At 47.1% G+C, this 25375-nt stretch carries 29 protein-coding genes; 9 read left to right on the forward strand and 20 right to left on the reverse strand.

The window, feature by feature from the left end; all coding sequences use genetic code 11:
• Positions 1–573 precede the first annotated feature (573 nt).
• Positions 574–900, forward strand: coding sequence for a hypothetical protein (locus SH451x_RS01560; protein ID WP_479360536.1), 327 nt, complete (start codon positions 574–576; stop codon positions 898–900).
• On the opposite strand, the gene SH451x_RS01565 is transcribed toward SH451x_RS01560, so the two are convergent.
• Positions 888–2117, reverse strand: coding sequence for an ISL3 family transposase (locus SH451x_RS01565; RefSeq protein ID WP_479360537.1), 1230 nt, complete (start codon positions 2115–2117; stop codon positions 888–890). The genes SH451x_RS01560 and SH451x_RS01565 overlap by 13 nt on opposite strands.
• A gap of 137 nt (positions 2118–2254) precedes the next feature.
• On the opposite strand from SH451x_RS01565, the gene SH451x_RS01570 reads away from it, so the two are divergent.
• The gene (locus SH451x_RS01570) at positions 2255–2407 is read left to right on the forward strand and encodes a hypothetical protein (protein ID WP_479360538.1); all 153 of its coding nucleotides are present in this window, start codon (positions 2255–2257) and stop codon (positions 2405–2407) included.
• 239 nt (positions 2408–2646) lie between these two features.
• On the opposite strand, the gene SH451x_RS01575 is transcribed toward SH451x_RS01570, so the two are convergent.
• Entirely contained in the window at positions 2647–3411 is a 765-nt protein-coding gene (locus SH451x_RS01575; protein ID WP_479360539.1) for a hypothetical protein, read from the reverse strand.
• Positions 3412–3516: 105 nt separating this feature from the next.
• On the opposite strand from SH451x_RS01575, the gene SH451x_RS01580 reads away from it, so the two are divergent.
• The 3 genes from SH451x_RS01580 to SH451x_RS01590 all read left to right on the forward strand — a co-directional run bounded on the left by SH451x_RS01580 (position 3517) and on the right by SH451x_RS01590 (position 5096).
• The gene (locus tag SH451x_RS01580) at positions 3517–3669 is read left to right on the forward strand and encodes a hypothetical protein (RefSeq protein ID WP_479360540.1); all 153 of its coding nucleotides are present in this window, start codon (positions 3517–3519) and stop codon (positions 3667–3669) included.
• Positions 3670–4114: 445 nt separating this feature from the next.
• Complete coding sequence (locus SH451x_RS01585) at positions 4115–4282, forward strand: hypothetical protein (protein ID WP_479360541.1); 168 nt, start codon at positions 4115–4117, stop codon at positions 4280–4282.
• A 616-nt stretch (positions 4283–4898) separates the two neighbouring features.
• Positions 4899–5096 carry a hypothetical protein gene (locus SH451x_RS01590; protein WP_479360542.1) on the forward strand — a complete coding sequence of 66 codons (198 nt, stop codon included), beginning with the start codon at positions 4899–4901 and terminating at the stop codon, positions 5094–5096.
• A gap of 183 nt (positions 5097–5279) precedes the next feature.
• On the opposite strand, the gene SH451x_RS01595 is transcribed toward SH451x_RS01590, so the two are convergent.
• From SH451x_RS01595 to SH451x_RS01625, 7 genes are all read right to left on the reverse strand, one after another.
• Positions 5280–5825: a DUF6398 domain-containing protein gene (locus SH451x_RS01595; RefSeq protein ID WP_479360543.1), complete on the reverse strand. Its 546-nt coding sequence runs from the start codon at positions 5823–5825 to the stop codon at positions 5280–5282.
• 114 nt (positions 5826–5939) lie between these two features.
• A complete protein-coding gene (locus SH451x_RS01600) occupies positions 5940–6344 on the reverse strand; it encodes a VOC family protein (protein WP_479360544.1) in 405 nt (134 codons plus the stop codon).
• Positions 6345–6393: 49 nt separating this feature from the next.
• A complete protein-coding gene (locus SH451x_RS01605) occupies positions 6394–6762 on the reverse strand; it encodes a hypothetical protein (protein ID WP_479360545.1) in 369 nt (122 codons plus the stop codon).
• A gap of 90 nt (positions 6763–6852) precedes the next feature.
• Complete coding sequence (locus SH451x_RS01610; RefSeq protein WP_479360546.1) at positions 6853–7338, reverse strand: cupin domain-containing protein; 486 nt, start codon at positions 7336–7338, stop codon at positions 6853–6855.
• A 159-nt stretch (positions 7339–7497) separates the two neighbouring features.
• Positions 7498–8091, reverse strand: a complete 594-nt coding sequence (locus tag SH451x_RS01615; protein WP_479360547.1) for an isoprenylcysteine carboxylmethyltransferase family protein — start codon at positions 8089–8091, stop codon at positions 7498–7500.
• An 11-nt stretch (positions 8092–8102) separates the two neighbouring features.
• The gene (locus SH451x_RS01620) at positions 8103–8399 is read right to left on the reverse strand and encodes a hypothetical protein (protein WP_479360548.1); all 297 of its coding nucleotides are present in this window, start codon (positions 8397–8399) and stop codon (positions 8103–8105) included.
• Positions 8400–8452: 53 nt separating this feature from the next.
• Positions 8453–9103, reverse strand: coding sequence for a DNA-3-methyladenine glycosylase family protein (locus SH451x_RS01625; protein ID WP_479360549.1), 651 nt, complete (start codon positions 9101–9103; stop codon positions 8453–8455).
• Positions 9104–9358: 255 nt separating this feature from the next.
• On the opposite strand from SH451x_RS01625, the gene SH451x_RS01630 reads away from it, so the two are divergent.
• The 4 genes from SH451x_RS01630 to SH451x_RS01645 are packed head-to-tail and all read left to right on the forward strand — an operon-like array spanning position 9359 to position 11464.
• On the forward strand, positions 9359–9991 hold the full coding sequence (locus SH451x_RS01630) for a DsbA family oxidoreductase (protein WP_479360550.1): 633 nt from the start codon (positions 9359–9361) through the stop codon (positions 9989–9991).
• The gene (locus tag SH451x_RS01635; RefSeq protein ID WP_479360551.1) at positions 9988–10365 is read left to right on the forward strand and encodes a DoxX family protein; all 378 of its coding nucleotides are present in this window, start codon (positions 9988–9990) and stop codon (positions 10363–10365) included. Before SH451x_RS01630 ends, SH451x_RS01635 begins: the two co-directional genes overlap by 4 nt.
• Positions 10362–10892 (forward strand): HD domain-containing protein, encoded by a 531-nt coding sequence (locus tag SH451x_RS01640; RefSeq protein ID WP_479360553.1) that lies wholly within the window; start codon positions 10362–10364, stop codon positions 10890–10892. Before SH451x_RS01635 ends, SH451x_RS01640 begins: the two co-directional genes overlap by 4 nt.
• The gene (locus tag SH451x_RS01645; RefSeq protein WP_479360554.1) at positions 10886–11464 is read left to right on the forward strand and encodes an alpha-ketoglutarate-dependent dioxygenase AlkB family protein; all 579 of its coding nucleotides are present in this window, start codon (positions 10886–10888) and stop codon (positions 11462–11464) included. Before SH451x_RS01640 ends, SH451x_RS01645 begins: the two co-directional genes overlap by 7 nt.
• 418 nt (positions 11465–11882) lie before the next feature.
• Here SH451x_RS01645 and SH451x_RS01650 read toward each other — a convergent pair whose 3' ends face one another.
• From SH451x_RS01650 to SH451x_RS01700, 11 genes are all read right to left on the reverse strand, one after another.
• A complete protein-coding gene (locus tag SH451x_RS01650; protein WP_479360555.1) occupies positions 11883–12683 on the reverse strand; it encodes a WD40 repeat domain-containing protein in 801 nt (266 codons plus the stop codon).
• Positions 12684–13118: 435 nt separating this feature from the next.
• Positions 13119–13850 (reverse strand): endonuclease/exonuclease/phosphatase family protein, encoded by a 732-nt coding sequence (locus tag SH451x_RS01655; protein ID WP_479360556.1) that lies wholly within the window; start codon positions 13848–13850, stop codon positions 13119–13121.
• A gap of 32 nt (positions 13851–13882) precedes the next feature.
• On the reverse strand, positions 13883–14938 hold the full coding sequence (locus tag SH451x_RS01660; protein WP_479360557.1) for a hypothetical protein: 1056 nt from the start codon (positions 14936–14938) through the stop codon (positions 13883–13885).
• A gap of 46 nt (positions 14939–14984) precedes the next feature.
• Positions 14985–16130 carry a hypothetical protein gene (locus tag SH451x_RS01665; protein WP_479360558.1) on the reverse strand — a complete coding sequence of 382 codons (1146 nt, stop codon included), beginning with the start codon at positions 16128–16130 and terminating at the stop codon, positions 14985–14987.
• An 87-nt stretch (positions 16131–16217) separates the two neighbouring features.
• The gene (locus SH451x_RS01670; RefSeq protein WP_479360559.1) at positions 16218–17474 is read right to left on the reverse strand and encodes a hypothetical protein; all 1257 of its coding nucleotides are present in this window, start codon (positions 17472–17474) and stop codon (positions 16218–16220) included.
• A 104-nt stretch (positions 17475–17578) separates the two neighbouring features.
• Complete coding sequence (locus SH451x_RS01675; protein ID WP_479360560.1) at positions 17579–18727, reverse strand: lipase family protein; 1149 nt, start codon at positions 18725–18727, stop codon at positions 17579–17581.
• Between the two features lie 39 nt (positions 18728–18766).
• Positions 18767–19648, reverse strand: coding sequence for a DUF4062 domain-containing protein (locus tag SH451x_RS01680; protein WP_479360561.1), 882 nt, complete (start codon positions 19646–19648; stop codon positions 18767–18769).
• Positions 19649–20372: 724 nt separating this feature from the next.
• The gene (locus SH451x_RS01685; RefSeq protein WP_479360562.1) at positions 20373–20588 is read right to left on the reverse strand and encodes a hypothetical protein; all 216 of its coding nucleotides are present in this window, start codon (positions 20586–20588) and stop codon (positions 20373–20375) included.
• Positions 20585–20797 (reverse strand): hypothetical protein, encoded by a 213-nt coding sequence (locus SH451x_RS01690; RefSeq protein WP_479360563.1) that lies wholly within the window; start codon positions 20795–20797, stop codon positions 20585–20587. Before SH451x_RS01690 ends, SH451x_RS01685 begins: the two co-directional genes overlap by 4 nt.
• A 523-nt stretch (positions 20798–21320) precedes the next feature.
• On the reverse strand, positions 21321–22193 hold the full coding sequence (locus SH451x_RS01695) for a hypothetical protein (RefSeq protein ID WP_479360564.1): 873 nt from the start codon (positions 22191–22193) through the stop codon (positions 21321–21323).
• A gap of 368 nt (positions 22194–22561) precedes the next feature.
• Positions 22562–24568 (reverse strand): protein kinase domain-containing protein, encoded by a 2007-nt coding sequence (locus SH451x_RS01700; protein ID WP_479360565.1) that lies wholly within the window; start codon positions 24566–24568, stop codon positions 22562–22564.
• Between the last annotated feature and the right edge of the window lie 807 nt (positions 24569–25375).

The raw sequence follows: 25375 nt of genomic DNA on the forward strand, positions 1-25375 counted from the left end.
ATGTAGCTTGTAGATGATGTAAGTTCTGTTGAGCAGCTCCCCTGTGGTGCTGCTGAATTAACGCCTGAGAATCGTCTGAGATATGACTGAGGGCTGACTAAGTCTCAGCTTCAAAAGCAGCTGCAAACGTACTAGTGAGTCGACAATGTTTAGTGACTAGCGGCGATTTCATCAGTGAATCATCAATCAACTCTCTGGTCAAATACTTTGCCGACAGTGCCTGTCTGACAGGTGGCATGTCTGGCCAGCTCGAACCGCCGAATGGACGCCGCTGTTGACTACCGATTTGCGTCCACTATACGGCAATGCTACCGAGATACCTTTTCCAATAGCCTTCGACTGCTCGCGAGCGTCTTCGGATGAACACACGTTAGTCCACGCGATGGCCTCGAGATTTAGTGACTAAACGCGACTCGCCTAAACCGCTGAATTTGAATTGCCAAGTCTCAAACTTTTTTGGAAATCTTTCCAAATTTCGGCTCCAAATGCCCTTGGAAAATTTTTTTCGACGCCTTTCATTGACGTTGAGTACTGCACTTCGCGGTACCAAATTCAAATGTTAGGAGTATCCAGATGTTAGTAGATCTAGAAAAGATTACCGCTTGCCAGCTTGAGGGCCTGCTGTTTAGGCTCACCGAGCAAGGCAGATTCACCGTAGTAAACAACACGCACGACGATTCAATGTTCTGCTTCGATAGACACGGCGAAACGCTAGCCTTGGTTGTTAGCAAAACCGAGACTGGTATCAATGCCAGGAAACAACAATTTCTCAATGATGGAGAGACTCGTGAGAATTGCAATTGCTGCGATCAAATCGATGAACCACTGCGAAGCGTCCTCATAAAAATTGCTAAGATGACGATCGAAAACAACTGGTCCATCCGGGATTATCGTGGGTAGAGATCTAATCCGCCGCAGTGGAAGTAAACTGCAATCTTGAAGTTCTCTACGTTGCGATACCCGCCTACTCGCCTTTTGATCGACATGATCTTACTGTTCATCCCTTCGGCCACTGCGTTCGTGATCCGATGCGTACAGTAACTGACTACGTTGCCCAGTCGCTCTTTGATCGTCCGGGCTACGGACTTCATCGGCTCAAGTTTCGTATGGATCACGCTGCGATACCACTTGTTAAAATACTGCGTCGCTGTGCTCGCATCGCACTGGTCCCAAAGTCCTCGAAGAATTTCTTTGGAGCACCAAGCTTTCGCTGTTTGCATCGTACCATGATAAATCGAGGCGAACGTTTCGCTTTGTGCTTCGCTCAAACTCTCTTCGCCTTTGAGCCACAAGTATTTTGTCTTGCTAAGACGATCATCTCCCAACGACAGCAACGAGCGATGCTCTTGCCGACGCACCTTATCAACCGCCTTATTCGCTAACTGCATCACATGAAATCGATCATGCACGATCTTCTCTTCAGCAAGGGGAATTGTTTCTTTGGTGGCTCGCACAAAGCTCGGGCTCATATCCATAGCGATCGCTTGTACTGAAGCGATTTGATCCTCAGAAAGCTGAGAAAAACAGGCTTTTGCACTCTCGACATCATGCCCTTCACTTATAGCTTCGACCGTACTGTTTTGCAGATCGTAGAGCATGGTCACATAGCTATGACCTTTGCGAAAAGCTTTTTCGTCGATACCAACGTGCGGGATTGGTTTGGCTTGCTTGCGAGCTTGGCCACGCTCGACAGCACGCTGCAGGATGTTCCAGGCTTGGTCCCATTTAATGTCTAAGATGTTCATGGCTCCTTTGACCGTTTGCGTTGCTCGCAGCACGTCGATTGCCAAACGTTCGAAGAGCAAGGTGAACCGGCTATGCTTTTCTGCCCAAGGCACCGCGACATTCTTGATACCATGCGTGGGACATTGGACGCGCGGAACACGTGCCACAAGGATTGTTTTAAATTGACACGAATCCAAATGCCGCCAGCGTCGCTCTTCGGCATGATCATAGCATGCGCCAGTGTGAGCACACTGCGAGCATGAGAATGTTGCTTGATCTGGGTGGTTTACTCGAACGACAATCTCTTTGGCTACTTGATCCAGAACGACTTCTTGAACAAACCAAGGATTGTTGAGTCCAAGGATGTGTTGGTACAATTCTTTGTCTTGCATGGCTGATTTCCTCCAGCCCAGATTCTACCAACTTCACGAAATTACCGGATGGACCAAACAACTGGTTCATTTGCTCGGACGATTACCTTCACGAGTTTTCGGACGACGAAATCAACGAAATCAAGGAAGAGACAGGATTGCCATTCTTCCAAGGTTATTGTTTTTTATTTGACGATGGTGGCACGACCGGGTCGATCCGTCTATACGAAACCGATGACGACTACATCTCAGTAGAATTTGAGGTAGGTGACGATGACCATTTTGTGCTAAAGCACGAGCAAGCGAGCTAGGAAATTCTCGGGCAGACGGTTTCGGCTATAACCGGATTAACAGCATTGGTCTGGTTCAGGGGCTTAAGCTCAAAATCAGTGTAAGCCAATTCGAGCAGCTCCCCTGTGGTGCTGCCGACTGATCGACTGAGACGCGTCTGGAACATGTCTGAGGACTGTCTAGATCCTAGACTGATGCAAAATAAAAGGCTAATCACGCCAGTCATGGACTGGCGTTTTGATTACAAACAATGCAAGTATTATTCGACAATCTTCAGGCCAAAAACATCAACCTCGCCATACCCAAGGTGCGAAATAATCGGCTGCTTAGGCTTTCTGGTAATCGGGTTTCGTTCCGTTGGAAGATATTCAACGCCAACCGTTTGATCTACGGACTTCTTTAGTGCAAAAAATCGATCGAGTTTTGCGGACTCTTCGACGATTAATTCCATTCTGAGACCATAATCTATCCGCCGAATTAAACCACTAAAGTTGAGATCGTGGAGAATATTCGCGACGGTCTTTGCCGAAAGCCCATAGATTTTCGAGATACCGGAAATTGTGAAACGTGCTCCCGGAGTTTTCCTTCGCTTATTAAATATGAAGCCAAAAATAATTGCGTGGTTAATTCCGAATTTCACGCTCAGTTTCGGATATTCAATTTTCGCATTCTTTAGTGGTAAATAAATCTTCGAGTATGCAAATTTCTGCGACCAGTGATCAATTGGCTTATGACTCTTTCTTGTAACGAAAAAGCCATTTGGACTTTCATTGGCGAGCCATTTTCCGTTGACTTTTGTTGCTAAACTGCCAAGCGATTTCAACGCTTTTGCGACGGTAGCCGTTGAATAATCAAGCTTGCGGCTAATTTCTCGCATGCTGCTTTTCCGACTAAATTTTGTGCGGTAGGCGAGATAAGAATAGACAAATCTCGCTGCGAGTATGTTTTTGTAGCCGCTTTTCACGACATGCTGAGCGAATTCTTCCGTTGAAGTGAAAAGAAGCGTGTACTGAAAATCATTCATGAGTTTATCTCCTATGGTTGAAATGGACAAAATTAGGATAGGAGAGCGGCTAAATATTTCACCGTCGCTGACAACAATTTTCTGAAAATTGATCAAGAATTTCTTTTGGTTGACTACTTGTTGCAGTGGAGTGACAACATCGCTGATCAGATTTCTCTCACGATTGACTCAAATTTGCAGATTCTTGATGCAGATTTGCCGGATATTGATCGATATTTCCGTACATTAAAGAAGAGTAAGGAAATAGAAAAGAATTAGTAAAAGAAAGTCTATCGCCCGTCGTGGACGTGCGATACCGCAGGACGCCAGTCCGAGGAATTAGTAATAAACAGGTAAAGAGCCAGTTACCTCTTAGTTACTGCTTTTCACTCGATATCAACTCTAGCTTACGGGGTCCTCGGTGGCGTTGCCACCTCCGGTACTGGCAGCTTCGCTAGCCAGTAGACTTACCAATCCTGCGGACCATTAGCTCGAAACCCCATAGATAACTGGTTCCTCTGCATTCTTCTTGAAGCTGCCGTTTAGCTGATTGCCCCTTCGGGGCGAGCAGCTTTGTTGCAGCACCAATGAAGCGATTGACTAGCTCAGTCAGAAAACGAAGTCCAAATTTACCACCTAAACTTCCGAATTTCTTTTCGAAAGAATTAATTTTAAAGTGAGTTTCGCATACATATATTGCCCCATTATTTCAGGAATCAACAACATGGTTATTTTTCAGATCAAGACTAAACAAGAAAATTATTACCTTGAAAGATCGGAAACTCAACTGTTTTTGCGAGATCTAGAATCGCATGGACATGGTTTTATCGGTTTAGTTCGAATCGAAAAAGACCAAGTGCTTGAGGTCAAGCAAGCTAAATGGTTGGATTAATAATATGCTTGAAACCAACCATTTCTGAATTGTTCGGAGTTGCATTTGACAACTAACGAGTCGCCGAAGGGCAATTTTTTAATTGCACAAGAGCCGATCTTCTTTTTCAGTTAGACATGATTAGACAGTAAAATTCAGCATCATCTTGGTTCGCAATTTGGTGCACCTTCTTCGCGGTTTTTCATTGGGTAAGTCTCGAGTCTTTTCCTTCGAATGGAATGCAATCTAAAGCTAACCTGATCTTATTCACATCTTTGGATATTGCATTTTCATATACGTCTCAAGTCTCAACGCGTAATGAGACTAAAACAAAAGACAGTCCATGAGAACAAATTCACAATAGTTCGCATTTTTTTGTTTACAAAAATTTGGTTTCACGCCTAAACTCTTTTTCGAAAAGAGGCAGCAGGGGCTTCGTGGTGCGTTACCACGATCGCTGTACTCTAGAGGCGACCTACAGACCACGGCCAATCGTCGTACAGTGATTTTTCCAAGGCTTCTACGAAATTTTCCTCGACCGATACGAATAACCTCGTGCCGAGAACACTCAACGCTTATCGCGTGCTGCTTGAGAAGAAACTATCAATTTTATTAGATCGGAAAGTTAACAAGAAATATGTTCATTGACACACACATGATTTTCATTCGTGGCCTGGATTCAGGCATCGAAGTTAGGTTTACGATGGATGAATTTACCAAAATTCTAAGAGAACTTGCTGCAGCTCGAATGCTCAAGATTGACCGAGAGCTCGTCGACATGTCACAGATCGAGTGCCGATTCGATCACATAGCTATATCTCTGCTTCCGTGGTAGCGGTTGTCTCTAGTCTCATGAGACTTGAGACTCATGCTTCAGTCGATCAATCCAGATCCCAGTGGTCTTGGCCAACCGAAGTTTTTCGCTGGCGGCGTATCTCTGAGCTTCTTTTTCTGAATCGGGCTCTTCAGTTTTATCGTGTCTGCTGAGTCAGGTGCGGAAAGCATTATTGACGCCGTCTTATTCCAAGTTGCTCTCGTCGTCATCATTCAACGATTGCGGTCGTTTCGGGATGTACGGGATCAACCCTTTGCGTAGTGCTTCTTCTTGAATTTCAGACTGCATAAATCGGGCGTCAACCAAAAAGCCATTGATCTGGATCATCCAGGTCACCGGGTTCTCGTCTATCCGGCTTCGCAGTGACCACGCTGGGTCCATTGGTCGAATGCGAAGCATTTTGCGGATCAACATCGACTTGCCTTGACCTGTGCTTTCACCGACGCCGAATGCTTTGTCGATGGCGGTCAACTTCATGTACGGTTTCCGAGACTTGTCGTCAAGGAAATTCACCCAGCCAATCGTGCGGACAATGCCAGACGCCCACGAATTGGGTTTGCCACTAATCAATGGGGTTGGTCGTTTGCGAGCGAGCTTCTCAGTTAGCTTTCCGCACAGATCGGCGTACTCGTCGTTAAGATGCTCCTTGCAGAAGCCATCCACAAGATCGGTTATTTGCTTGACCGCCCGATCGGTGGTGGTGTCATTGCTGGACTTACGTTGTGCCATAGTCAACTCATCTTTCACCAAATAGGCAGTCCTCGCTACATTTTCCTAGTTGCCGTCTCTGCGTCTAACTGCTTTGGATCGAACTTGCCACTTCGATTTGTTGCTTGGACATTCCTACCATCCACTCGGCAATCGCCATACGCCTGCCGTGACTAACTCGACCGAGTTGCCTGCGGGATCACGGAAGTAAATCGACTTTCCACCGGGGGGCCATTCAACCTCGGCTTCAATCAGGACGCCATGAGTCAGCAGATGTTGCTGCCAATGGTCGAGTGATTGCATTTCGATACCCAATGCAAAATGCCCAGGACCAGTTGCACCATGCGGTGTGGCTTCTTCGATGCCTGTCGTCTTCGGATTGAATGCGAGCAGAACGCTTGAATCGCCAACTTGGAAAAAGACGTGACGACCTTGCTGCTTTGCAATCACATCCAGGCCAAGGACTCGCTCATAAAAATCTTCTGCGGCATCAAGGTCATCGACGTAGATCGCAGTTTCTACGACAGACAAAATTTTCATTTCTATCCTCGCAATTTCGATTGCCCAGGCGGACTTCTGACGGCTGCTCCTACTCCTCCAAAGCCGTCTTTAGAACTCGATAGGCTTCGATGCTTTCGGTGACTTCGGCCTTTCCGCCAGCTTCTTCGACGTGGTGCAAAATTAACAATAACTTTTCAGCGTTACCAGCAGCAACAACCGCAGCTTTCAAATGTTCAAGTTTGTAAGCGGTAGGCAACAACGAAGCACTTTTTGTTGCAACCGCACTTTGCTTTTTTGGACGAGTCGGCAAAGGCTCCTTCTTAACGCGATCAGCCAATGGACTGATCGCTTCGGGTGTGGCAGCAACCTCGTTCACAATCGCATCGGATTCGGTTTTGCTTTCTTCCGTACCAGTATCGGGTTTGTTTTGCGGTTTGTCTGCGTGTTGTTTGGCCATTTCATTTTCTCGATTCAAGTGCTGAATTAGGAGCCATGTTCTAGTCTCAAGCAATTGGTTGTTCAAGTTGAGAACGGGATTAGCTTTCGTTCAATGCTTCGGCATCATAATTTCAATTCCGTACTTTGGGGCAGCTGTCAACAACTTTTCAAAGTCAGCAGGCGTTGGCTTCGGAGCGGTCATTGCTCCCTGTTCTAGTGGAGAACTGACTTCAAAGAACATCTGCTCGAGTCCTGCTGGTGCAACGGTGATGATCATCTTCGCCAGTTGGCCGCTCTCATTCTTGAAGGAGTGCGGGGTTCCGACTGGCATGTTTGCAAATGTCCCTGCTCTCGCAACGATTCGCTTTTCTCCAACCTGGAATGTGATTTCACCTTCTAGCACGAAGAATCCTTCTTCCTCTCGCCTGTGAACATGCGGCGGTGGTCCACCTCCAGGGGGCACGATTGCTTCCCACATCGCATATTTCCCATCTGTATCTTCGCCAGTGGCGAGAAAGCGATATATGTCACCGACAACGCCATAGGATTGCCCGGCATCAGGCGTTCGAATAGCTGCACTTCTTGATGTGGTCATTGATTATCTTTCCTAAAAGATGTCCTCATGATCTTTGCTTATTCATTGCCCATGAGACATTTCTAATTTCGCTAGCTTGATGCATGGCGACACCATCCACCAACTCGTATCTATTGGGAAAATTCGGTGTAGCCTTAAACGAGTCCACAGGAAACACTGTCACCAAAAACGAGGAATGAATTTGCCAGTTGTTTCAATGTACCTTCGATAGTCGTCACCGAACCGCTGGGTCAGCATTTCCTCTTCCTTCGGCGTTCTGATCGCAAGTAACGATAGCACCAACAGACTGCTGACTCCAATTAGCCAATTCGCTGTTAGCATTGTAACGGATGCCATCAGTAATGCGGCACACACATAAAATGGATGACGCACGTAGCGGTAAGGACCATGCGACACCAAGACTGCGTCCTTTCGCGTAACGACGGTGTCAGTGAGATTCTTTCCCAAGCTTGAAAGCGACCAATAGAACAACGCCGTTGATGCGATTGCAACAATTACGGCGAGCCATCGCAGCAACGATGGAACCGGTATCAATGCCCAGTCAACGGAAGCGGGGTAAATCAAGTAGGCGAATGTGCTGAGCCAGAGAAGCAACCCTGCTATCCTCAGCATCACAGCGAAGAGATAGCCTTCTTCTTTGTGCGAGATGTGCTCACCGGACGAAGCCGCTCTAAGGCGATGCGGAATGCCTATTGCCATCGTGATCAGGATCACAACGACCAGAGCGATTCGGAACCATGTTTCACCGTGCATCCCGTACCCTGCTATTCGTCACTGCCAACCTTGCCGCCGTACAGTGCAAACACTGATTTGACATGAACCTCCAAAGCACTTATCAGCTCTGGATCGTTTCCGGAAATGTCTTTCTTCGCATCGATCTCGTTATTTCGAACTGCCAATACTAAAGCTGCGACAACATGCTCGATATCGACGGGAAGGTTTGTTGGTTCTTCGAGAGCAATGGCGAGATCGAACAAGACATCCTTGATCGATGGGTCTATTGTCGCTTGACCGGATGGTCCGACTGTAATTCCAGGTACAATCTGTCGTACTGAGTCCACGAATTCCAACCGCAACTTGTAGGGTGAGTGTGTTCTGTAATCTGCAACGATGACTAACCCTTTCCTTTAGCCAAGCTGGTTTTGCCAAAGTCCAAGGACCGCCAACAATACCAGCTTGCAACCGATGCGTATGGACGCCACTTTGCAGCGATGACAGTGCTTGTTTTAAAGTCCGGCAGTTCGTCGAGGCCATACCGATTCCGAATCGCTGAACGCACTCCCAGATCATCATGTGGAAACACATCAAGACGGCCAAGAGCAAAAATTAAAAACATCTGGGCTGTCCATTTCCCGATTCCCTTCACGATGGTCAGTTGCTCGATGATTGCGTCGTCGGAGTATCTCCCAATGTGCTGTAGATTGATTTCCTTCTCATGTACCTTGGTAGCAAGATCAAGCAGATAATTCGCCTTCTGTGGCGAGACGCCAGCAACCCGAAGCTCTTCTGGTGAATATTGTGACAGATTCGCTGGTGTCAGACCATCGGAGCCGACCAGTTCATCAAGTTTCTTTTTGATCGACCGAGCGGCCCCTGTGGAGATCTGCTGGGAAATGATCGAACCAGCCAGCATTCTAAAACGATCCCGTTGAGGACGTAAAGTAAACGGACCAACTTCAGCAATCATCGCGTTCATGATCGGGTCGGCACGGCGTAGATGCTTGATCGCTTGATCGTTCCGACTTCGTCGAGGTAGGTTGTCCATGATTCCGTTCTGTAGAGATTTGCCTGCGACAAGCAATTATATTCTTACTGCACTAATGTCGATAGAATCGAACTTAAGTGAGCATGGCAATCTTCAGGAGGAGATTAAAAGCATAAAACAACCATTCCCGACTTGGCGAGTTGATCACCGAGTTTTGGTATTTCGAAATGCAGTTGCCTAAAACCTTGGTTGAAGACAATCCTGAGTCGATCACGCTAAACTGGACCGACTTTTATCATTGAACAAGGGGGCCAGATGAATCTCACCGTTGACGTAATTTCTGATGTGATCTGCCCGTGGTGCTACATTGGCAAACGACGGCTTGAGAAGGCGATTGCCAATGTTGAGGGCCAGTATGAGATTCAAGTCCACTGGCATCCATTCCAACTCAACCCAACGATGCCGAAAGAAGGCATCAGTCGCAACGAATATCGCACCAGAAAATTTGGAAGCTGGGAAAGATCACTGGAACTGGATGCGAAAGTCATTGCTGTCGGTGAGTCCGAAGGAATTCTTTTCGCTTTCGACAAAACTGAACGAACGCCAAACACCGTTGATGCCCACCGGCTAATCTGGCTTGCCGGTCAAAGTGATTGTCAGGATGCGGTTGTGGAGGCACTGTTCCGAGCCTACTTCACTGAGGGACAGGACATTGGAAGACGCCAGACTCTAATTGAAGTGGTTGCTGAAGCCGGAATGGACCGGGAGGCTGCCAACAACATGCTGAACAGCGATGATGGAATAAATGCCATAGCTCAAGCTGGCGAGCGATCTCGACGGCATCAAGTCGATGGTGTTCCATTCTTCATCATCAACAATGCGATCACATTGTCTGGTGCTCAGGCCCCTGAGACTTTTCTCGATGCGTTCAAACAGGCCAAAGCATGAAACGCATCAAGCTGATCTCGAAATACCTACTGGCGATCTTGATGACCGTGGCTGGCACGATGCACTTTGTGAACCCCGAGTTCTTCCTCAAGATCGTGCCGCCTTATCTTCCGTTTCATAAAGAACTCGTTCTAGTCAGCGGCGGTTGTGAAATTCTGCTGGGTGTACTGCTATTGCTTCCATCATGTTCGCAATTTTCGGCGTGGGGAATCATCGCTCTGTTGATTGCCGTGTTCCCTGCCAACGTATATCTCTTCCAGCATCAAGAGATTCATCCTGCCTCGCCGCTCATTCACTTGTTGCGACTGCCGTTGCAGGGCATCATTATTCTGTGGGCCTACTGGCATACGAAACCGCTCGAGAAAAGACCATGAACCCGAAGCCAATACTACAGACAATCCTCAAAGACTACGCTCTGCCACTAGGCGGTAATCACGGCGTCGCTCACTGGGCGAGAGTGCTTGAAAACGGCCTTTGTTTAGCAAAAGAGACTGGTGCCAACATCGAGGTCGTTTCCCTTTTCGCTGTGCTCCACGACTCACGCCGAATCAACGAATTCACCGATCCAGAACATGGCCCCCGTGCTGCCGAGTTCGCCGCTGAACTTCGTGGCAATTTATTCGATCTCGATGATCACGAGTTCACGCTCCTTTATCGAGCCTGCGAAGGACACACACACGAACTGGATCATCCCGACGAGACGATCCAGACCTGCTGGGATTCGGATCGACTGGATCTTGGTCGAGTTGGGATCACGCCACATCCCAGCCGACTTTGCACCGACGTGGCCAAACGACCAGAGACCATTAAGTGGGCCGATGGTCGTGCGAGCTTTGGTGTCGTTCCAAGTTTTGTATTGGACGAGTGGGGAATCGACTTGGAGAAGGAACGAGCATGGTGAACTCACCTCAAACCATCGAACTCACGGATGGAGGTATTCTGTACTACGACGATGCATTTATTCTTTCGGACATTGCTGATCGTTACTTTGCCGAGTTGCGAGATCATGCTGCGTGGGAACAGAAGCCAGGCGTGTTTGGGCACAAGCAGCCGAGACTAACCGCCTCTTATGGTGACGATGGCATCATCTATCGCTATTCCGGTTCTGTGAACGTCGCTCTTCCCTGGACCGACACAGTACGAGAGATCAAGCAAAAAGTCGAAGCGGTACAGGGAACATACAACTACTGTTTGTTGAACCGTTATCGGTCAGGAGCGGATAGCGTTGGCTGGCACGCCGACAACGAACATGGGATGGGGGACGTGATTGGTTCCATCTCCCTGGGGGCTACACGAACGTTTCGCATTCGACATAACACCACAAAGGAAACGAAGTTATTTTCAGTGGGCAATGGCACGCTCATCATTATGGCGGGAACCATGCAACAGTTCTGGAAACATGATGTTCCGAAGACGGCGGAGCCGGTTAGTGAGAGGATCAATCTGACCTTCAGACAGATTGGAAATGATTAGTCGTCTTTCAATCGCCCTACGGAATCGTGGTCACTACTCCGGCACTACCAGCCGATGTAAACGACGAATCAACTCACCAATCGGTTAGCTGTAGAATCGAAATTGTGTGTCTACTCAAATCGGCTAGATCAGATTAATGCAAATAAAGGATCGATTTGGAGAAGGGACAACCTTGGTGAGGACACTTGCCGAACTAACCAATGCTGACTGCCTGCTATCGAGTTGATTCGTGAATGGGTTGCCACTCTTACTAAGCTTGTCGTTGGGAATCGGACTCTTCAGTTTTATCGTGTCTAATGAGTCCGGAGCCGAATGAAGCATCACCTTGAAAATTCCAAGCTCAGGTCTTGGACTATCCCCAAACTTATCGATCGATGTACCTAGATCGCCCTTCTAGTTGCTCCTCGCGTAGAACGATCTAGTCAAGCGTGAGATCGCTGACGTACTCAAGCCTTCCGATAAGATCTTCCGTCTTCCACAACGCTCCAGTCTCGTCAGCCGATCCGCTCAGCAAATATTCGCCGTCAGGGGAAAATCTCAGACAACGTACAAAATGTGTATGACCGTTGCAACTTGACACCAAACGCTTCTCCTTTAAGGACCAAATTTTAAAGCCTCGCATACATCCAACTGCTATGTAGTCGCTGTTTGGATGTACAGCGACTCCAAACGCAATATCCACATCGTTTTCTTGCTCCCAAATAATTGACTGCGTTTGCATGTCCAGCACTCGCAAATAGCGGTCATGACCTGTAGACACAAGCAAAGAACCATCAGCCGAAAAAGCAATGCCGCGTATGAATATCTCGTGCTCCAATTTAGTCGGTGTTGCTTCGCCATCCTCCAGACTGTGCATAACTACTCTATTAAAGCTACTACCGGTGGACTCAGCCAAAGCGATCGTACGAGCTGTCACAGCATGCGGACAAAATATCGTTTCTGCACGAGTTTCGACTGACCAAGTTTCTTCACCAGTTCGATAATTGACGCGGGTTAGCCAATTATCATTGCGTAGAGTGATGTATTCGTCAGTGCCCGGAATGGCGTAGCAGAAGTTGTTTCCTTGAAATTCTGGATCTGATACAAATTCGTTTATTTCAAAGTCAAAGCATAGTATTCCATTGTCCGTTCGTCCAAGTAGTAGCTTTCGCTCATCACCGGAGTATGAGCCAAAGTGAAGCCAGTTTAAAAGTGGATTACTTATTCGATTGGATCGCATTTCCAGCTCACCATCGATTGTAAAAGTAGCGAATCTCTCCCTGTCGACGAATACGACCTTTTCTTGATCTTCAATGAAAAGCACATCTTTGACATCGGATTTAGCCCTGTGTCTGATTACTGGCCGAAGTGGCTTAAGGCGAGGAGGCTCGAGGCGAGTTGTTTGAGAATCGCAACCCGTTATGCACAATACTAATAACGGAACAAGCAGGTGTTTTGTGGTTGCGAACATTTAGTAACTCTAAATATGAAAGCTATCTCGTGCGTATGCGTTGATCAGGTGTTCGCACGCAATCCTAACATTTGATCAGATTTCAGAATCCCTGCCAAGTCAAACACGAGCTATCGAATCTTGTGCCCTGCTTCGAAATATTGCGAACGACGGGCGGAACGTGAATTCCAAACTGCATTTTAAACACATCCTGTTTCGGCAACGTCAAGTGAATTCAGCAATGACAGGATTGTGGTCGCTTAGACAGTCCCACTGGCTTCCAGACAGGACCTCACAGGATACCAATCGTTCGCTCCAGGATTGTGGAACGAAGAGACCATCACAATGATACGGAATAGTCGGATTTCTCGCCCATCGAAGTGTCTGGCTCAGTGGCCGATCGGGATTCTTTGTCTGCCAGCAATTGATCAAACCGAATTCGTCATTCAGCCGTGTTTGAATAGCCATATCTTGGTTACGAATTGGTCGTTCAGAATTTATCCTATTACTTACAGTTAAATTGAAATCACCACCGATTATGATCTTACGATTCCCGACAATACAACGGATCTCGTCGAGTATCTTGTTAACTTGCTTTGCATAGCTCTCTTTTCGCGACGGTGCGTGAACACTGAAGACGATGATGGACTCACTGGCCCCTGATTGCCAAGATGCTCCACTGATTTCCGCTCCGACCACCCAACCAGCAAACCCGGTGACAGAGACTGGCTTTAGAGTTCCCGATTTCGAATAAACAACACTTCCCCATCCATTCGATTCCACCATCTGCCACACCGATTGTTTTTCTGTACCGGGATAAAGAAGTGGAGGAAGATGCTGATCGTGGGGAAAAGATTCCTGAAGCAGCAACAAATCAATGCTGCAGTCTTCGATCATCCTGCTCCAATGAACGCGTTTTGGTCCTCCCCTCAATAGGTTGTAAGTTGCCAGTCTCATTAGCTATGACTTGGTTCCACGGTTGGAGGTCGTTACTCCGAAACTTTGTAAGTGATTGATTCGGTGGGAAAGGCAGCGATCAATTGATCCATTGCGGTAAGCGTCCGGTGCCCCCATTGGTTTGTAAAAGTGTACGTTCTCCCTCGATAGTAAATAAGTTCGTCATCGGAACAGAAGTTTCGACGTCCGTCAAAACTTTTCCCGCCGTTGGCCGCCTCGATTTTTAAAACGGTTGAAAACTGTTCTTCCGTTAATTCACCATCAGCTGAACGAAACATAGAGTTACGCCAGGGAACCGCTGCGGCTATTGCGTCTGGCGAGTGTCCAGCCTCGGCAAGGTGCCGAACGATGGTATAGATGGCAACTCGTTTGGAGAGTCGCTCATGGACTTTACTATTGACGATCACATCAAATTTGGATGTATCGCGAGTTGTACTCCGGGCAACTCTTTCACGCTGCTGCTTTTCTTTTAAGCGGACTCGGTAATCCTCGGCTTCAGGTAACGGAATGATTTGTTGGATATCAGCGAGAATTCGTTCGCCATCATTGTATGGTTTAACTCGAACACATTGGATGTCTAATCCGCGTTCGTTTAACCAAATGACCGTCGTCGTCAGCTCTTTTGAGAATTCAGCCGAAACTAGAACGATTCGAATGTCTTGAGCGAAGTTGTCTTCATCGACTTCTTCCCATTCTAAAAACTCAAGGAGAGACGATCTCGCATCATAGGTTTGATCTGTTTGTGAAAGGTATGCTGAATAGACCTCAACAGCTCTCTCAAATGTCATCGCCGAGACCATAGCGGCATAGCGAACCGCTTGAAGGTCCATGTGACCGCCATCTTCGGTCCGCTTTAGTTCAATAACAACTAGATTGGCATTCTTGTCGATGCCGAGAAGATCAATTCGACGGTTGCTGTCTTCCCACTGACTGAATTCTTCAGCAATTACCAGCGTGTCGGGTGAAACTATCTCGATTTGAGATCGCAATAGTCGCTGGAGATCTTGGCGTTCCCGGAGACCCGCCGAACTGAAAGTCGTCTCATCGATTTTGCGGAACTTGTCAGAGCAGATTTCGTAGATGGCCATGTTTGTTTTCAGTTAATTTCAAAGCAAAATAGTTGTGCGTTTGCGATCAATTTTCCGCTGCTCTCGTTTGAGAAGCTCGAACTTTGTCTATCATCCAATCGAATACTCCTAGGAACTGTGCGAGATTTTGCTCCGAGCGAAGCACCGTCCATGGAAAGGAAGGAACTTTGGTCGAGTTGTTAGGTGGGATCTCTTGCTTCGTGGCACTTAGCAATCTCCTTGCTAGGGCTTCCTTAAAATCAAGTTGATCGAATGGTGGGGCCACCGTGCGATAGATTGGCCATTCGATCAATCCAGAACCCCAAAAGCCAAAAGTAAAGTACCTTTTGTTGTCGTGGTGAAAAATTGGGAAAAATGATCCAACACTACTGCCCTTCTCGTAACGGATTTCTAAGTTTCGATCTTCGGCCCAATCAAGCAGTCTGTTAGCGGTTACAAAAGCATCTTCACCTAAATTTGTTCGCAGATTCTGGAGAAAAGAGTTTTTATTCCACTGTTTGGTCGTTGTCGTGGTGGCCTGCTTCTTCTGCCGTGCCGTCTCCGATTGACCAATCACACGCGGCACAAATGTCGTTACACCTCCGCCGACAAATTGTTTCACCTCGATTGCAATAACTTCAGCTGGGTCCATCTGTTCATTAAGAAACTCTACGACGCGTCTGAGTTCTCCAGGTATTTCATCCGCCAAAAAAACCATTCGCACCCGCCCGGCCTGGAGATTTGTTTTTACTTGTTGCCAAAATGTGTCAGCCTCTTGGTCACCCAAGAAGGAACTCAGAACATCTTCTGGTACATTGGATTCCCGCTCGCACCGATTCTTGAACCTCGCAATGATTTCTTCAATTGGCCAGTGTACAACTGCGTTTGCAGCATAGTCGAGCATTTGTCCAATCACCTTTCGACGAATGTCAGTGTTGTTTCCTTTTTTCACCTCAACCAAAGTCGGAATTGCATCTTGGTCGAGAAAAAGATGATCAAGTGACCAACGCGATGCATCGACATAATCACCTTGCACCATCATCTCTCTGGTGACTAGTAGCCATCGTCTCGGCTCGTCAACATTGATTTGTTCGCCTGCTAGCAAGTCTGGATACTTTGCAAGCATCTCCTGCAACAAATTTTCAGAATCGTAGGGAGATTCTTCGAGCGAGAGTAACTCTGAGTTATGCAAATGGTAGATTCTGCTAGGCATGGGTTGATTCGATTAGTGTTCAATTAGTAAGATGGTGCGACCAACTTGCATGGCCGCCATCCAAGTCGAATTTCAAAAGTACTGCGTTTACGAGTTGATGAAGTCAACGAGAGGGTGGAACTCTTTTAGTGTTTTCAGTACTGTTCCCACAAGTTCGTCGCCCCTGTTTTTTGAGAGCTCGAGCACTTTGCTTCTGCAAAAAGTTCTTCGAACAGACATGTAAGGATACTGAATGTTGCGGATGACATTTTCAAGGTAGTCGAAAGCGGCGGACTTGGGGTTGAGCAATCCGTGAAGGTCACGTTTGATTAGACCACTTTGGATGTCTGCGACGTGAGAGTAGTCATATACCCTTGGACGCTTCGTCTTCTTTCGCTGTTCAATCCTGACGGTGAATGGTGCTGTTACGTTTGACAGTACATCGCGGAACTTTCCGTCTTTAAGCTTTCTCCGTAACCTTTTAATAGCAGGAAGAAGTTCCACATTCACGAAAACATCAAGCCTGTCTTCGTAAAGGGAGATAGTTTGGTGGGCTGATTGACGAAAGATCTTTGGGGGGCCAAACGCAACCCAATAATGATCTGCATTCAACGAAAGGTTGCCGATGTGTCTGTCGGAATACCAAGACGAATGATTCTGCAATCCATCCTTGCCGTGCAATACTTTCTCTGCGAGTCCCTCGACCGCAGAACGAACCCAACGCTGCATGTCAGGATCCCGCTTAGAAGCGACAAAGAACTCGAACATCTCTTCCCTAAAACCGGCGAATTCAGTCATGCCTGTCCACTCCAGATAATCGCGAAATTGACTTACTATCCACAAACTATGCGACTGGCTCATTTTGTGCGAAAGCTGTTGAAAAAACTTATGAATTTCTGCCCACGTAACAACTTTCACTTCGGTTGGTTCGAGCTTCTGCCAGTGGCACGCCATCTGGTTTTCTATCAATAAAGCACTGCCAACTTTACTTTCCACAAGTACGACGAAATCATCGGAATAAATCCAAGCATCTGGCCGACTGTCACCCTCAAAAACTTCTGGAGGCGTTAGCCATGAATCTTGGTATGACTCGTGTCTAACACCAACTATCGCAAGTAGCAACCGTGTCGTTTTCAGACGTATTGTACCGCTGCCGATACTTGGCTTTTGCTGAACAAATTGAGTTTTGCTTGAAGAATCAATTCCGAGCCATGCCAAGAAATTTTTGGTAACGCTCGTATCTGAATGCTCCAGAGTATTAATCAGTGCTTTGGTTGTGTTGTCCTCAAGTTGTTGAACACGACTTTGTTCGGATTGAACCGCACCGCGGAAGTAAGCGAAAATATTTCGATGAAAATCGCTCATGCTAACTTTCGTTTTCCCAGTGTTACCAAGAAGTAAAATCTGAATTTATTAGTATTAGCGACGGGACGGTAAATATGCAGAAGTGAACATGGCTGCACCGAGCTTCAATCTTTACGAAGCGATTCACCGTTGACATTGCCACGCACCTTGTCAATCGCTTGCTGTATCTTCTCCACGTACAGCGTCATAGAGTGGTCTTCTTTCCACGGAATGGCACCGACTACTGGAGGATTTGCATCAGGTGCTGCACCAAAGGGGCCAACCGTCATAGGTTGCGTATTTTTCTCGCCGTCATACGTCTGCTTGAACTGTTCGTAGAGTAGTGGGTCAATGGGGGGCAATTCATCGATCGGCTCGTATTCAATTTCTTCGCTAAACAGATCGTCATGTGTGCTGGTAAGTGCAAAGTAGTTCGAGGACTTTTGCACTTTACCGTTAAAGAACCTCAACAGACATCCACAATGTGAAAACGTTTGTGGCAAAAACGGAACTGCATCTCGTTCGTTTGCAAAGTGCACGTAGCGGTCGCCAATTTTTTCTTGGAGGTATGTTGTCAGCATTTCTTTACCAATCATTGGTTGGCCGAACGTGATGACACCATCTAGGTTTCGATGCTGAAACTCGACCAAATCGACTGCACAGGTGAGGGCCATTGCACCGCCAAGGCTGTGCCCGGTGATCCACAGATGTTTTGGATTTAGCTTATCGAGTTCGGCGACAATGCGTGTTTGCACCATGCCATACGCACCAGAGAATCCGGTATGGATTTCGCCGACATCCAGCATACGAAGATACATGTTTGCGTTGACAAACCAGTCTTCCGTATCGTCGGTTCCCCGAAATACGACCACTGCCACATCATCCTCACTTACGATGTACGCTACTTGTGAGTGGAACGGCGAATCTACCAACACGCAGTGATCGAATCCGAGACGCTCTGCTTCCTGTCGAACAACTGATTCATTTCCGTATGCAATATCGCTCAATTGGGCAAGAGGCAGCAACGCTGGCCATTCTTCGAATCGACCATAGATATTCCATTCTGCTCTAAAGGCATCTAGTTGCTCGTCAAAGTCCGGCACGACAATGACCTCATCATTATCGGGGATGGGCTTAGTGTCTTCTCCGCCGGGATTGGAGAATTCGATGTAACCGATTGCTAGGGATAATACAGCAATTACTCCACCGAGAATAACTCCCGCAACCACGACTATAAAGAGTGCTCCTAAACATCCAGTTTTGCCTAAGGTCATATGAATACCATTCCTTATCAGTTTGACGCCGCGAAGTAGCTAGTTCTTCACTCCTGAGCGAATCTCCCTAGCCCGCCTGGAAGCAATTCGCTTCAAGTCAACACTGCTCGTAAACTGATCGAACCAATTCGATCTTCCGGTGTCGCGAGGAAGACGGATGTGTCTTTTGACAAATTTGAACCACTTCTTACGTCGATCTGCATTATGTTTCTCGACCCAATTTGAACTGCTTCTATCCAGTAGATCCGTGTTTTTGTTGAAGGCCGAATACTCTTCAAATGCTTGCTTCCGGATAAAAAAGTAAGTAGGGATTTCCTTCTCGATTGCAAAATTCACCTCAACTTCTGTAGCCGAGAGTCCCTCGTACGGCGATGGAAGCTCAGGTCCGTATTCTCGATCAAGAATGCAGAAGACTGCATCTGATTTTTCTATGTTCAAAAGACAACTATCGATGGAATTGAGTTTATGAGAGACCGAAAAATTTTCTGGCGAATCAGAAAGTCGCACGCTGCAACCAACTGATTCAAGCGAAGCAGCGACTTCTGCACGACAATCAGTGAGATCATAACACGTCGAACTAAGGAATATCGTCGCCGTCGGCAACAATGCTGAGCTCTCCTCGGCATCATATCCGGCAAGGGTAACACAATAGCCGCTGGGCTCGCGTTTAAGATACCCTTCGGAAACCAAGGAATTCAAAAGGAACAGAAACTCATCTGATGTTATAGAATAGGCTAAATAGCAATCGTCTGTTGCACTGAGAATTACTTGCTGACCGAATTCCTTCGTGCGTCTAACACATAGGTTGAGAAGCTTACCAAGCTTTTGGCGTAGAGATGAGGGGAATCGACTGAAAACTTGTAGTTCGTTGTCCTCGTCCTTACCGACCACCGTAGCCTCTGCTGTATCCCGTTCATACACAATTTCTGGCCTTGATCCTAACATGTCGCGACATTCACGAACCGCACATAGATAGCCTGGCGACAGTTTTGTACGACAACGCACCATCGCGTCGTCGGCCCAGAACCCTTTGCACGTAGAACAAGAAAATTCGTATACCCAACTTCTGTATCCTTGCTTTGAAACTACTTCTTTTTCTTCCTGACACAGCGGACACATCATGATCGCCATCTTTCGACACTTCGAGACTCTAGGAGCATTCAAACCAAATGTTATTGACCGTTGGTTCGAGCAGAGCAATTCCAAGCTCCTTCGATCGGTATACAAACGTATCCACGCCGGTTCGCCTAACAAGCGATTTGAATGGAAAAATACTGTGGAGCAGACCTGGAACGAGATCGTAACAAAATGTCCCGCTTCCTGCAAACTTTTCGCAATCGTTTGTTGTGAACCTTTGACTCATTGCTCCACTCCACAATTGCAGACGGCCATTCCACTAGCCGAAGAAACATTCCTGGGTCTACCGAACGCCCCGTGTAAAACTGATCAACCTCGGAATGAACACAGATCAGTTTTTGCTTTAGCAACTTCATTTGTGTCTCCTATGAAAAGCCCCGACTTTACTCTAGATTCCCATACGCCCCACCCTTGATAAACAATTGGTTCTGCCGCAGTGGCAGAATTTGATATCAACTGGCCGCATTTTTGAGTCAAAAATGCAGCGGACTCCTGGGCATTATGGGCGTTAGCATATCTCTCCTTGAGTGATCCCAAGAGCAAGCTCCCACTCCTCAATCTCCGTATCATGCTCTTCGTCAGCATCGCAGACCAGCGTATGTACTACATGACCATGGTCCTGCTTGGTGATGGTGAATCTACCGATGATATTTTCGCTCAACAAGGATACCGCAAGATTTGATAGTTTCGCAACGTCCGGGCTTGCGTAAAGATGATGGCTCATTTCGTCACCTCATCGAATTCAAACGCATCATCTACAGAATCGCTCTTCAATGATAACTCTGAGGTGTGCAACGGCCATACTTTGTCAGGACATCTGGTGGTGCTTGATTCCGTGACCAGCCTTTCATCCAACAGATCGGTCGATAGCAACGCTTGCTCGACTACGGTTTCATTGCAAACCAGCCGCGTTTGCATTTTCGCATTTCCCATTCCTTCGTTCCTTTATTAGTAAATGGTCACTAACAATAGGAGTTCGAATTTTCTGTTTTCCATTGACACTGCAACTAAAAATAAAAAATTTTGGATTATCAGTCTCGAAAGGGACGTTCGAGAGTACGCATCAAAAGTTGTAAAGGCGTTTGCAGTTGTGTCCGCCGTCTTAATTCCGCCTCAATTCAAAGACGAAGCGGAGGCGTAATTTCAAAGCATAGCAGATCAATTCGTCCGTAACTGTCTTTTCACTGGCTGAGTTCGTTAGCACCCACTATCGAGTCGGTTGAGACGAACTCGATTCGGCCTGTAAACAACCGCTGTAGATCCCGCAATTCCTGTAAGCCTGCGGTGCTGAATGACACTTGCGACTTCACTCATGATCGCCCACGGCTATTCTCTGGCCGTTTTCCCCGTGGGAGTATCTTGCCGAATACCGTGCTTTCGAAGCGGACTTGTGAAGAAGTCCTCAGCCATTGACTTGCCTACGACATCTGGCCGTTCAAGCCCACCGAAGCGGCAGTTAGCTTTTGTTGTCGGGGAGAAGCTTTCGCAGGCCCGTAATTAGCTTTTCGCGGAACTCTTGAGCAACTTCTGAAATTGCTCTTTGAACTACGTCAAACGGGACGTTTAATCGCTTCCAAAACTCCTCAGATGTCATGTATGTCTCATTGGAGAAGTAATCTGGATAGTGATCGGAGTTGTCGAAGCCACCAGTGTCTCTTGGTAGCAGTTCAGTGACATACACCTTGACTGAATGCGGGTCACGAAACGGCTTTTCTTGACAAAGATATGCATACAAACGAAGCAAATTTACCCGTTCTTGTTTTCTCTTGTCATGACTAGAAAACGTCTTCGGATTGATAAACCGATACGCTGTAATATGCGGGCGTTGGTCGGAAGAGTCTGGCTCTACAACCAACAGGCTACATTGCAGCTTCTGTTTCTCAACATCTTCGCCAGAGATGGCTTCTTCTATCCGCTTCAAGAATTCTAAATCGTGACGCTTTGCTTCTTTGTTCTGCGTCTGCGACCATACTCTGCGTTCAAAAGGCTTCCCCTTACCAGTTCGGTCAACGACTTCCCGCTCTTGCTCACCCACAATCAAGTCGGCTTCACGAAGAGCGTTACGTTTCATTGAAACCTCCCAAGTCTTCTTCTGTAAGTGTTCAATGTCTTGTTCTCCTATATCGGCTATCAATTTCTCGTTCAGTAGATACCCATTGCTCAGCATCTTCTGTGTGTAAGCATGAGTAATACTCTTGCCGAATTTGGTGACTTGCCTGCGAATAATTTCAAAGATGGCATCTTCGAGCCAGAAGCGACTCTTGACTGAAAGAGTTTGCCCGATGGTCCAATAGCTGACGAACGTCTTGGCAAGTTCATTGTCCCCCATTCCCGCCATCAGCGTTGCGTAGATCGGATCGTCACGTCGTTCAAATTCCTTGAACCTCCTTGAAAGAAAGCGTTCGTCGCAAATCTCGTTCAGACCATTTGAAAAGTGCTAACGAACTATTTCTGCGGCAGCGGCTTTACTAAGATCGTCATTGATTTCTTCAAACAGGCTTGGTTGATTCATCAATACAACTTCCCTTGCGTTGGCGTGGGTAGATCGCCGTTTACGTCCGACGGCATGAGGCGGAATTGGAAGTTAAGCTCCGAGCCAAGCCCGTAAGTTACAATATTGCTGGCAACCACGCCTGTTGGTCGTCAGCTTTCAACTGCATCAGAGTCTCTGTACCGAGTATCACTGAATATGGGTAGCTATTCAAACTCTCTTCTCAGAGTGGTCGAAACCGTGTCGACCTCGACCCCGGTATTGAACGTACTAATTGAAATGAGATTTGAGTTCGCAAGCATGTTAACAACGTGCTCGACCGCACTTTTAGGCACTTCACAGTCAATGGCGATCTCTTCATCTGTTCGGCACTCCGTCATGACAATGCTCTTCTTAATTCGAGAATGCCACTGTGGGTATTCATTCACATTTTCCGTGAGATATTTTTCAAATCCCTTGCTCGTGAGCATTACCCAACGTGATGTTCTACTTTCGGCCCGAATGATACTTGCCTCATCTAGAGATTCAATTGTATCTATGAAGACGTTCAGCCTGACCTCTGGATGCTCGTCGAGGAATCGTCCTAAGCTGATTGGTGCCTGTGTATGGGACTGACGAAGCAAATGCTCCCCAAGAAATCTCAGGACTTGAGCATCCAGTGGCGTGGACTTTGTTTCATCTGACTGGATTAAAGTTTGTACGGCATCCGTTGAAAAAGCTTTACCAACGGCGGCTTCAATATCTTCGAGAGTCTTGGTAACTGCAAGTTCTTTGTCAAGAAGTGAGACTTGGCTCGGCAGCAAGCTCGAACGAATTGCAATTTCATAAGCGATTTGACGTACAGATGCGATATCATCGTGGATCGTTTTTGCCCGCGTATTGCTGGATTGTCCAGAAAGCCAAATGTCTTTGTTGGGGTCTGCGTCAAAAACTTTCAGTCTTCCATCGTTTGTAAGAAACAAATTTCCATAGTTGAGGTCCAGATGAGCGATGTTTGACTTGTGAAGTTGACGGATACCACTAATTAAGTCCGCAATGTACTGATTCCCTTCTTTTGTCGAAAAACTGGCGTCGCCGAGTCGATCACCAAGGCGTACTCCCTCGATCCACTCCATAATCATCACGTGTTGTGGGTTGTCATGACCTGGTAAAACCATCTGCCGTATTTCATATACGGTAACCAGATGCGGATGTGGACCCGCGGCTGCCAATGCTCTTGCGTGGTCGAGAATTGTCGTTTGGTGCTGCCATTCAGCTTTAATTACTTTAATTGCGATTGGCCGCTCCAGCGTCTTTTGATAAGCACGATATACACTACCGTAGAGTCCGCTGTTGATTGGTTCGATAGTATCGATATCATCATTTTTCAATTCCCCGTATCCTCGCGTGTGTTGTTTCGATGTGTCGGTGTTCTCTCTCAGGTACACTCGTGCCCTAGCGAATTCCTCTGCAAGTAGCACTAGCAGCTGCTGGGGCTTGGGAAAGGAAGTCAGGTATCGTTCGTAGAAGTTTGTACAAACTGTTGAACTGCCGCGAAGATTTATGCGACGAATTTCTGTGGGGCTAATGCCGTGCAGCCGCTTCCATACTTCCGATGCCCGACCACCGACTTGTGCTGCAAGAAAATGTGCAGTGTCAGATGTGAAGCCGTTTACAGAAATGATGCCACGATTCTGTTCAGCGTTTAAGTCCTGATAGAATTCAAACGCTTGACGAAGCTGAACGTCGTAGCAGAGCGATCTTTGACCGAGCTTCCTAATTGCCGAAGTCGCATGTCGTTTCGACCTAAGCAGACTTCGTAAGTTTTGTTTTATCTCGGCTTGGTAGCCAGCAATAACCGCTTCCAGAAAAGCCGAGTAGGATTCTACTTGCGACTCGTAGAACTGATAAACCTGGGTAAGAGAGGAGATTTCCGGGAGGCTCGCCGAAAGCTTCTCCATTTCAGCTTGGCACTGTTCACTTGTCAGTTGCCCGTTATAGAGCTTTTGCTCAAGATCTTCAAAGCCATGAATTGGCTCCCTGAGACCGCAGCGAAGCAAGAAACGATCGCGTCCGGATTGCATCCGATTTACAAAGAGTTCCGTGATTAGCGATTGGTCCACTTCTGGCGTGGCTCGAAGCGTTTGATTCACCATGAGCTGGACGAGTTCGTCGTCTGTCATGTTTTCGATCATTGTTGGCACTGTGCCGTCGCCTTCGGGATTATTCGTCATGACCTGCCCGCTCCTTGCTTCTCCCACTTTCTCTCCAAGCCAAGTATCATTTCGTTAAACAGGCGATTAAAACGGGGACCTTGGTTGTGTACTTGCAGGTGACAGACTTCATCGACGAACACGTTGCAACAGCGTATGATCAAACAAAAGGCTTTCGAGTCGATCATTCAAAATGGCTCCGACTCAAAATGAAACAAGACTTCATTGACGTTCTGAAAGAGCTCGGTCTGATCATAGAGTTCAGAGGTGGTTTTGTTTCCGTGAAATAGGTTGTTCCGAATGCGATACGGGATATACACCAGACCTTTCAGTTTATCTTCGTGCGACTGCTCGTTATTGACTAGCAGTTTTTCAAGACATTCACGAAACGGCTGCTCATCACGACGTTTCAAGGGACCAAGCAGGCTCAAGAGCCTTCTGCTGTTATTTGTGTATCGATCACGAAAAAACAGGACAGCCGTTTGATACTTATCAAAGGCAAAATTCGGTTGTGATGCCACGTTGCGAATTGATTCACCAAGACGACTGACGTTAAGGTGTCTCGCGTGCCGCACTTCCAAGCGGTTCCACAACACGACAAAGCACATAACCGACTTAAGTTTCTCCCAGTCGATTTCGCTCGAACCAAGGTAGGATGCAACTGCTAGTTCAATGTTGGCAATAATGGCGTAGCACCTTCTCGTCTGGTGACTCGGATCATGTTTGATGCGTAGAATGGATAACTCCCATTGCTCAATACGTTCACTATTTCCACTCTCTTGCTAGGTGGATCATCGCCCAGCCTTCATGGCCATTTGTCTTTTGGGT

The organism is Njordella aestuarii (genome assembly GCF_056494165.1).

Bases quoted from the DNA above. Each gene is read 5' to 3' on its own strand.
- SH451x_RS01645 (WP_479360554.1), top strand. From the start codon at position 10,886: ATGGTGAACTCACCTCAAACCATCGAACTCACGGATGGAGGTATTCTG.
- SH451x_RS01675 (WP_479360560.1), bottom strand. From the start codon at position 18,727: ATGACCTTAGGCAAAACTGGATGTTTAGGAGCACTCTTTATAGTCGTG.
- SH451x_RS01695 (WP_479360564.1), bottom strand. From the start codon at position 22,193: ATGGGGGACAATGAACTTGCCAAGACGTTCGTCAGCTATTGGACCATC.
- SH451x_RS01610 (WP_479360546.1), bottom strand. From the start codon at position 7,338: ATGACCACATCAAGAAGTGCAGCTATTCGAACGCCTGATGCCGGGCAA.
- SH451x_RS01655 (WP_479360556.1), bottom strand. From the start codon at position 13,850: ATGAGACTGGCAACTTACAACCTATTGAGGGGAGGACCAAAACGCGTT.
- SH451x_RS01700 (WP_479360565.1), bottom strand. From the start codon at position 24,568: ATGACGAATAATCCCGAAGGCGACGGCACAGTGCCAACAATGATCGAA.
- SH451x_RS01635 (WP_479360551.1), top strand. From the start codon at position 9,988: ATGAAACGCATCAAGCTGATCTCGAAATACCTACTGGCGATCTTGATG.
- SH451x_RS01640 (WP_479360553.1), top strand. From the start codon at position 10,362: ATGAACCCGAAGCCAATACTACAGACAATCCTCAAAGACTACGCTCTG.
- SH451x_RS01630 (WP_479360550.1), top strand. From the start codon at position 9,359: ATGAATCTCACCGTTGACGTAATTTCTGATGTGATCTGCCCGTGGTGC.
- SH451x_RS01670 (WP_479360559.1), bottom strand. From the start codon at position 17,474: ATGAGCGATTTTCATCGAAATATTTTCGCTTACTTCCGCGGTGCGGTT.
- SH451x_RS01585 (WP_479360541.1), top strand. From the start codon at position 4,115: ATGGTTATTTTTCAGATCAAGACTAAACAAGAAAATTATTACCTTGAA.
- SH451x_RS01660 (WP_479360557.1), bottom strand. From the start codon at position 14,938: ATGGCCATCTACGAAATCTGCTCTGACAAGTTCCGCAAAATCGATGAG.
- SH451x_RS01560 (WP_479360536.1), top strand. From the start codon at position 574: ATGTTAGTAGATCTAGAAAAGATTACCGCTTGCCAGCTTGAGGGCCTG.
- SH451x_RS01605 (WP_479360545.1), bottom strand. From the start codon at position 6,762: ATGGCCAAACAACACGCAGACAAACCGCAAAACAAACCCGATACTGGT.
- SH451x_RS01575 (WP_479360539.1), bottom strand. From the start codon at position 3,411: ATGAATGATTTTCAGTACACGCTTCTTTTCACTTCAACGGAAGAATTC.
- SH451x_RS01690 (WP_479360563.1), bottom strand. From the start codon at position 20,797: ATGGGAAATGCGAAAATGCAAACGCGGCTGGTTTGCAATGAAACCGTA.
- SH451x_RS01595 (WP_479360543.1), bottom strand. From the start codon at position 5,825: ATGGCACAACGTAAGTCCAGCAATGACACCACCACCGATCGGGCGGTC.
- SH451x_RS01590 (WP_479360542.1), top strand. From the start codon at position 4,899: ATGTTCATTGACACACACATGATTTTCATTCGTGGCCTGGATTCAGGC.
- SH451x_RS01615 (WP_479360547.1), bottom strand. From the start codon at position 8,091: ATGCACGGTGAAACATGGTTCCGAATCGCTCTGGTCGTTGTGATCCTG.
- SH451x_RS01650 (WP_479360555.1), bottom strand. From the start codon at position 12,683: ATGCGATCCAATCGAATAAGTAATCCACTTTTAAACTGGCTTCACTTT.
- SH451x_RS01625 (WP_479360549.1), bottom strand. From the start codon at position 9,103: ATGGACAACCTACCTCGACGAAGTCGGAACGATCAAGCGATCAAGCAT.
- SH451x_RS01600 (WP_479360544.1), bottom strand. From the start codon at position 6,344: ATGAAAATTTTGTCTGTCGTAGAAACTGCGATCTACGTCGATGACCTT.
- SH451x_RS01565 (WP_479360537.1), bottom strand. From the start codon at position 2,117: ATGCAAGACAAAGAATTGTACCAACACATCCTTGGACTCAACAATCCT.
- SH451x_RS01665 (WP_479360558.1), bottom strand. From the start codon at position 16,130: ATGCCTAGCAGAATCTACCATTTGCATAACTCAGAGTTACTCTCGCTC.
- SH451x_RS01685 (WP_479360562.1), bottom strand. From the start codon at position 20,588: ATGAGCCATCATCTTTACGCAAGCCCGGACGTTGCGAAACTATCAAAT.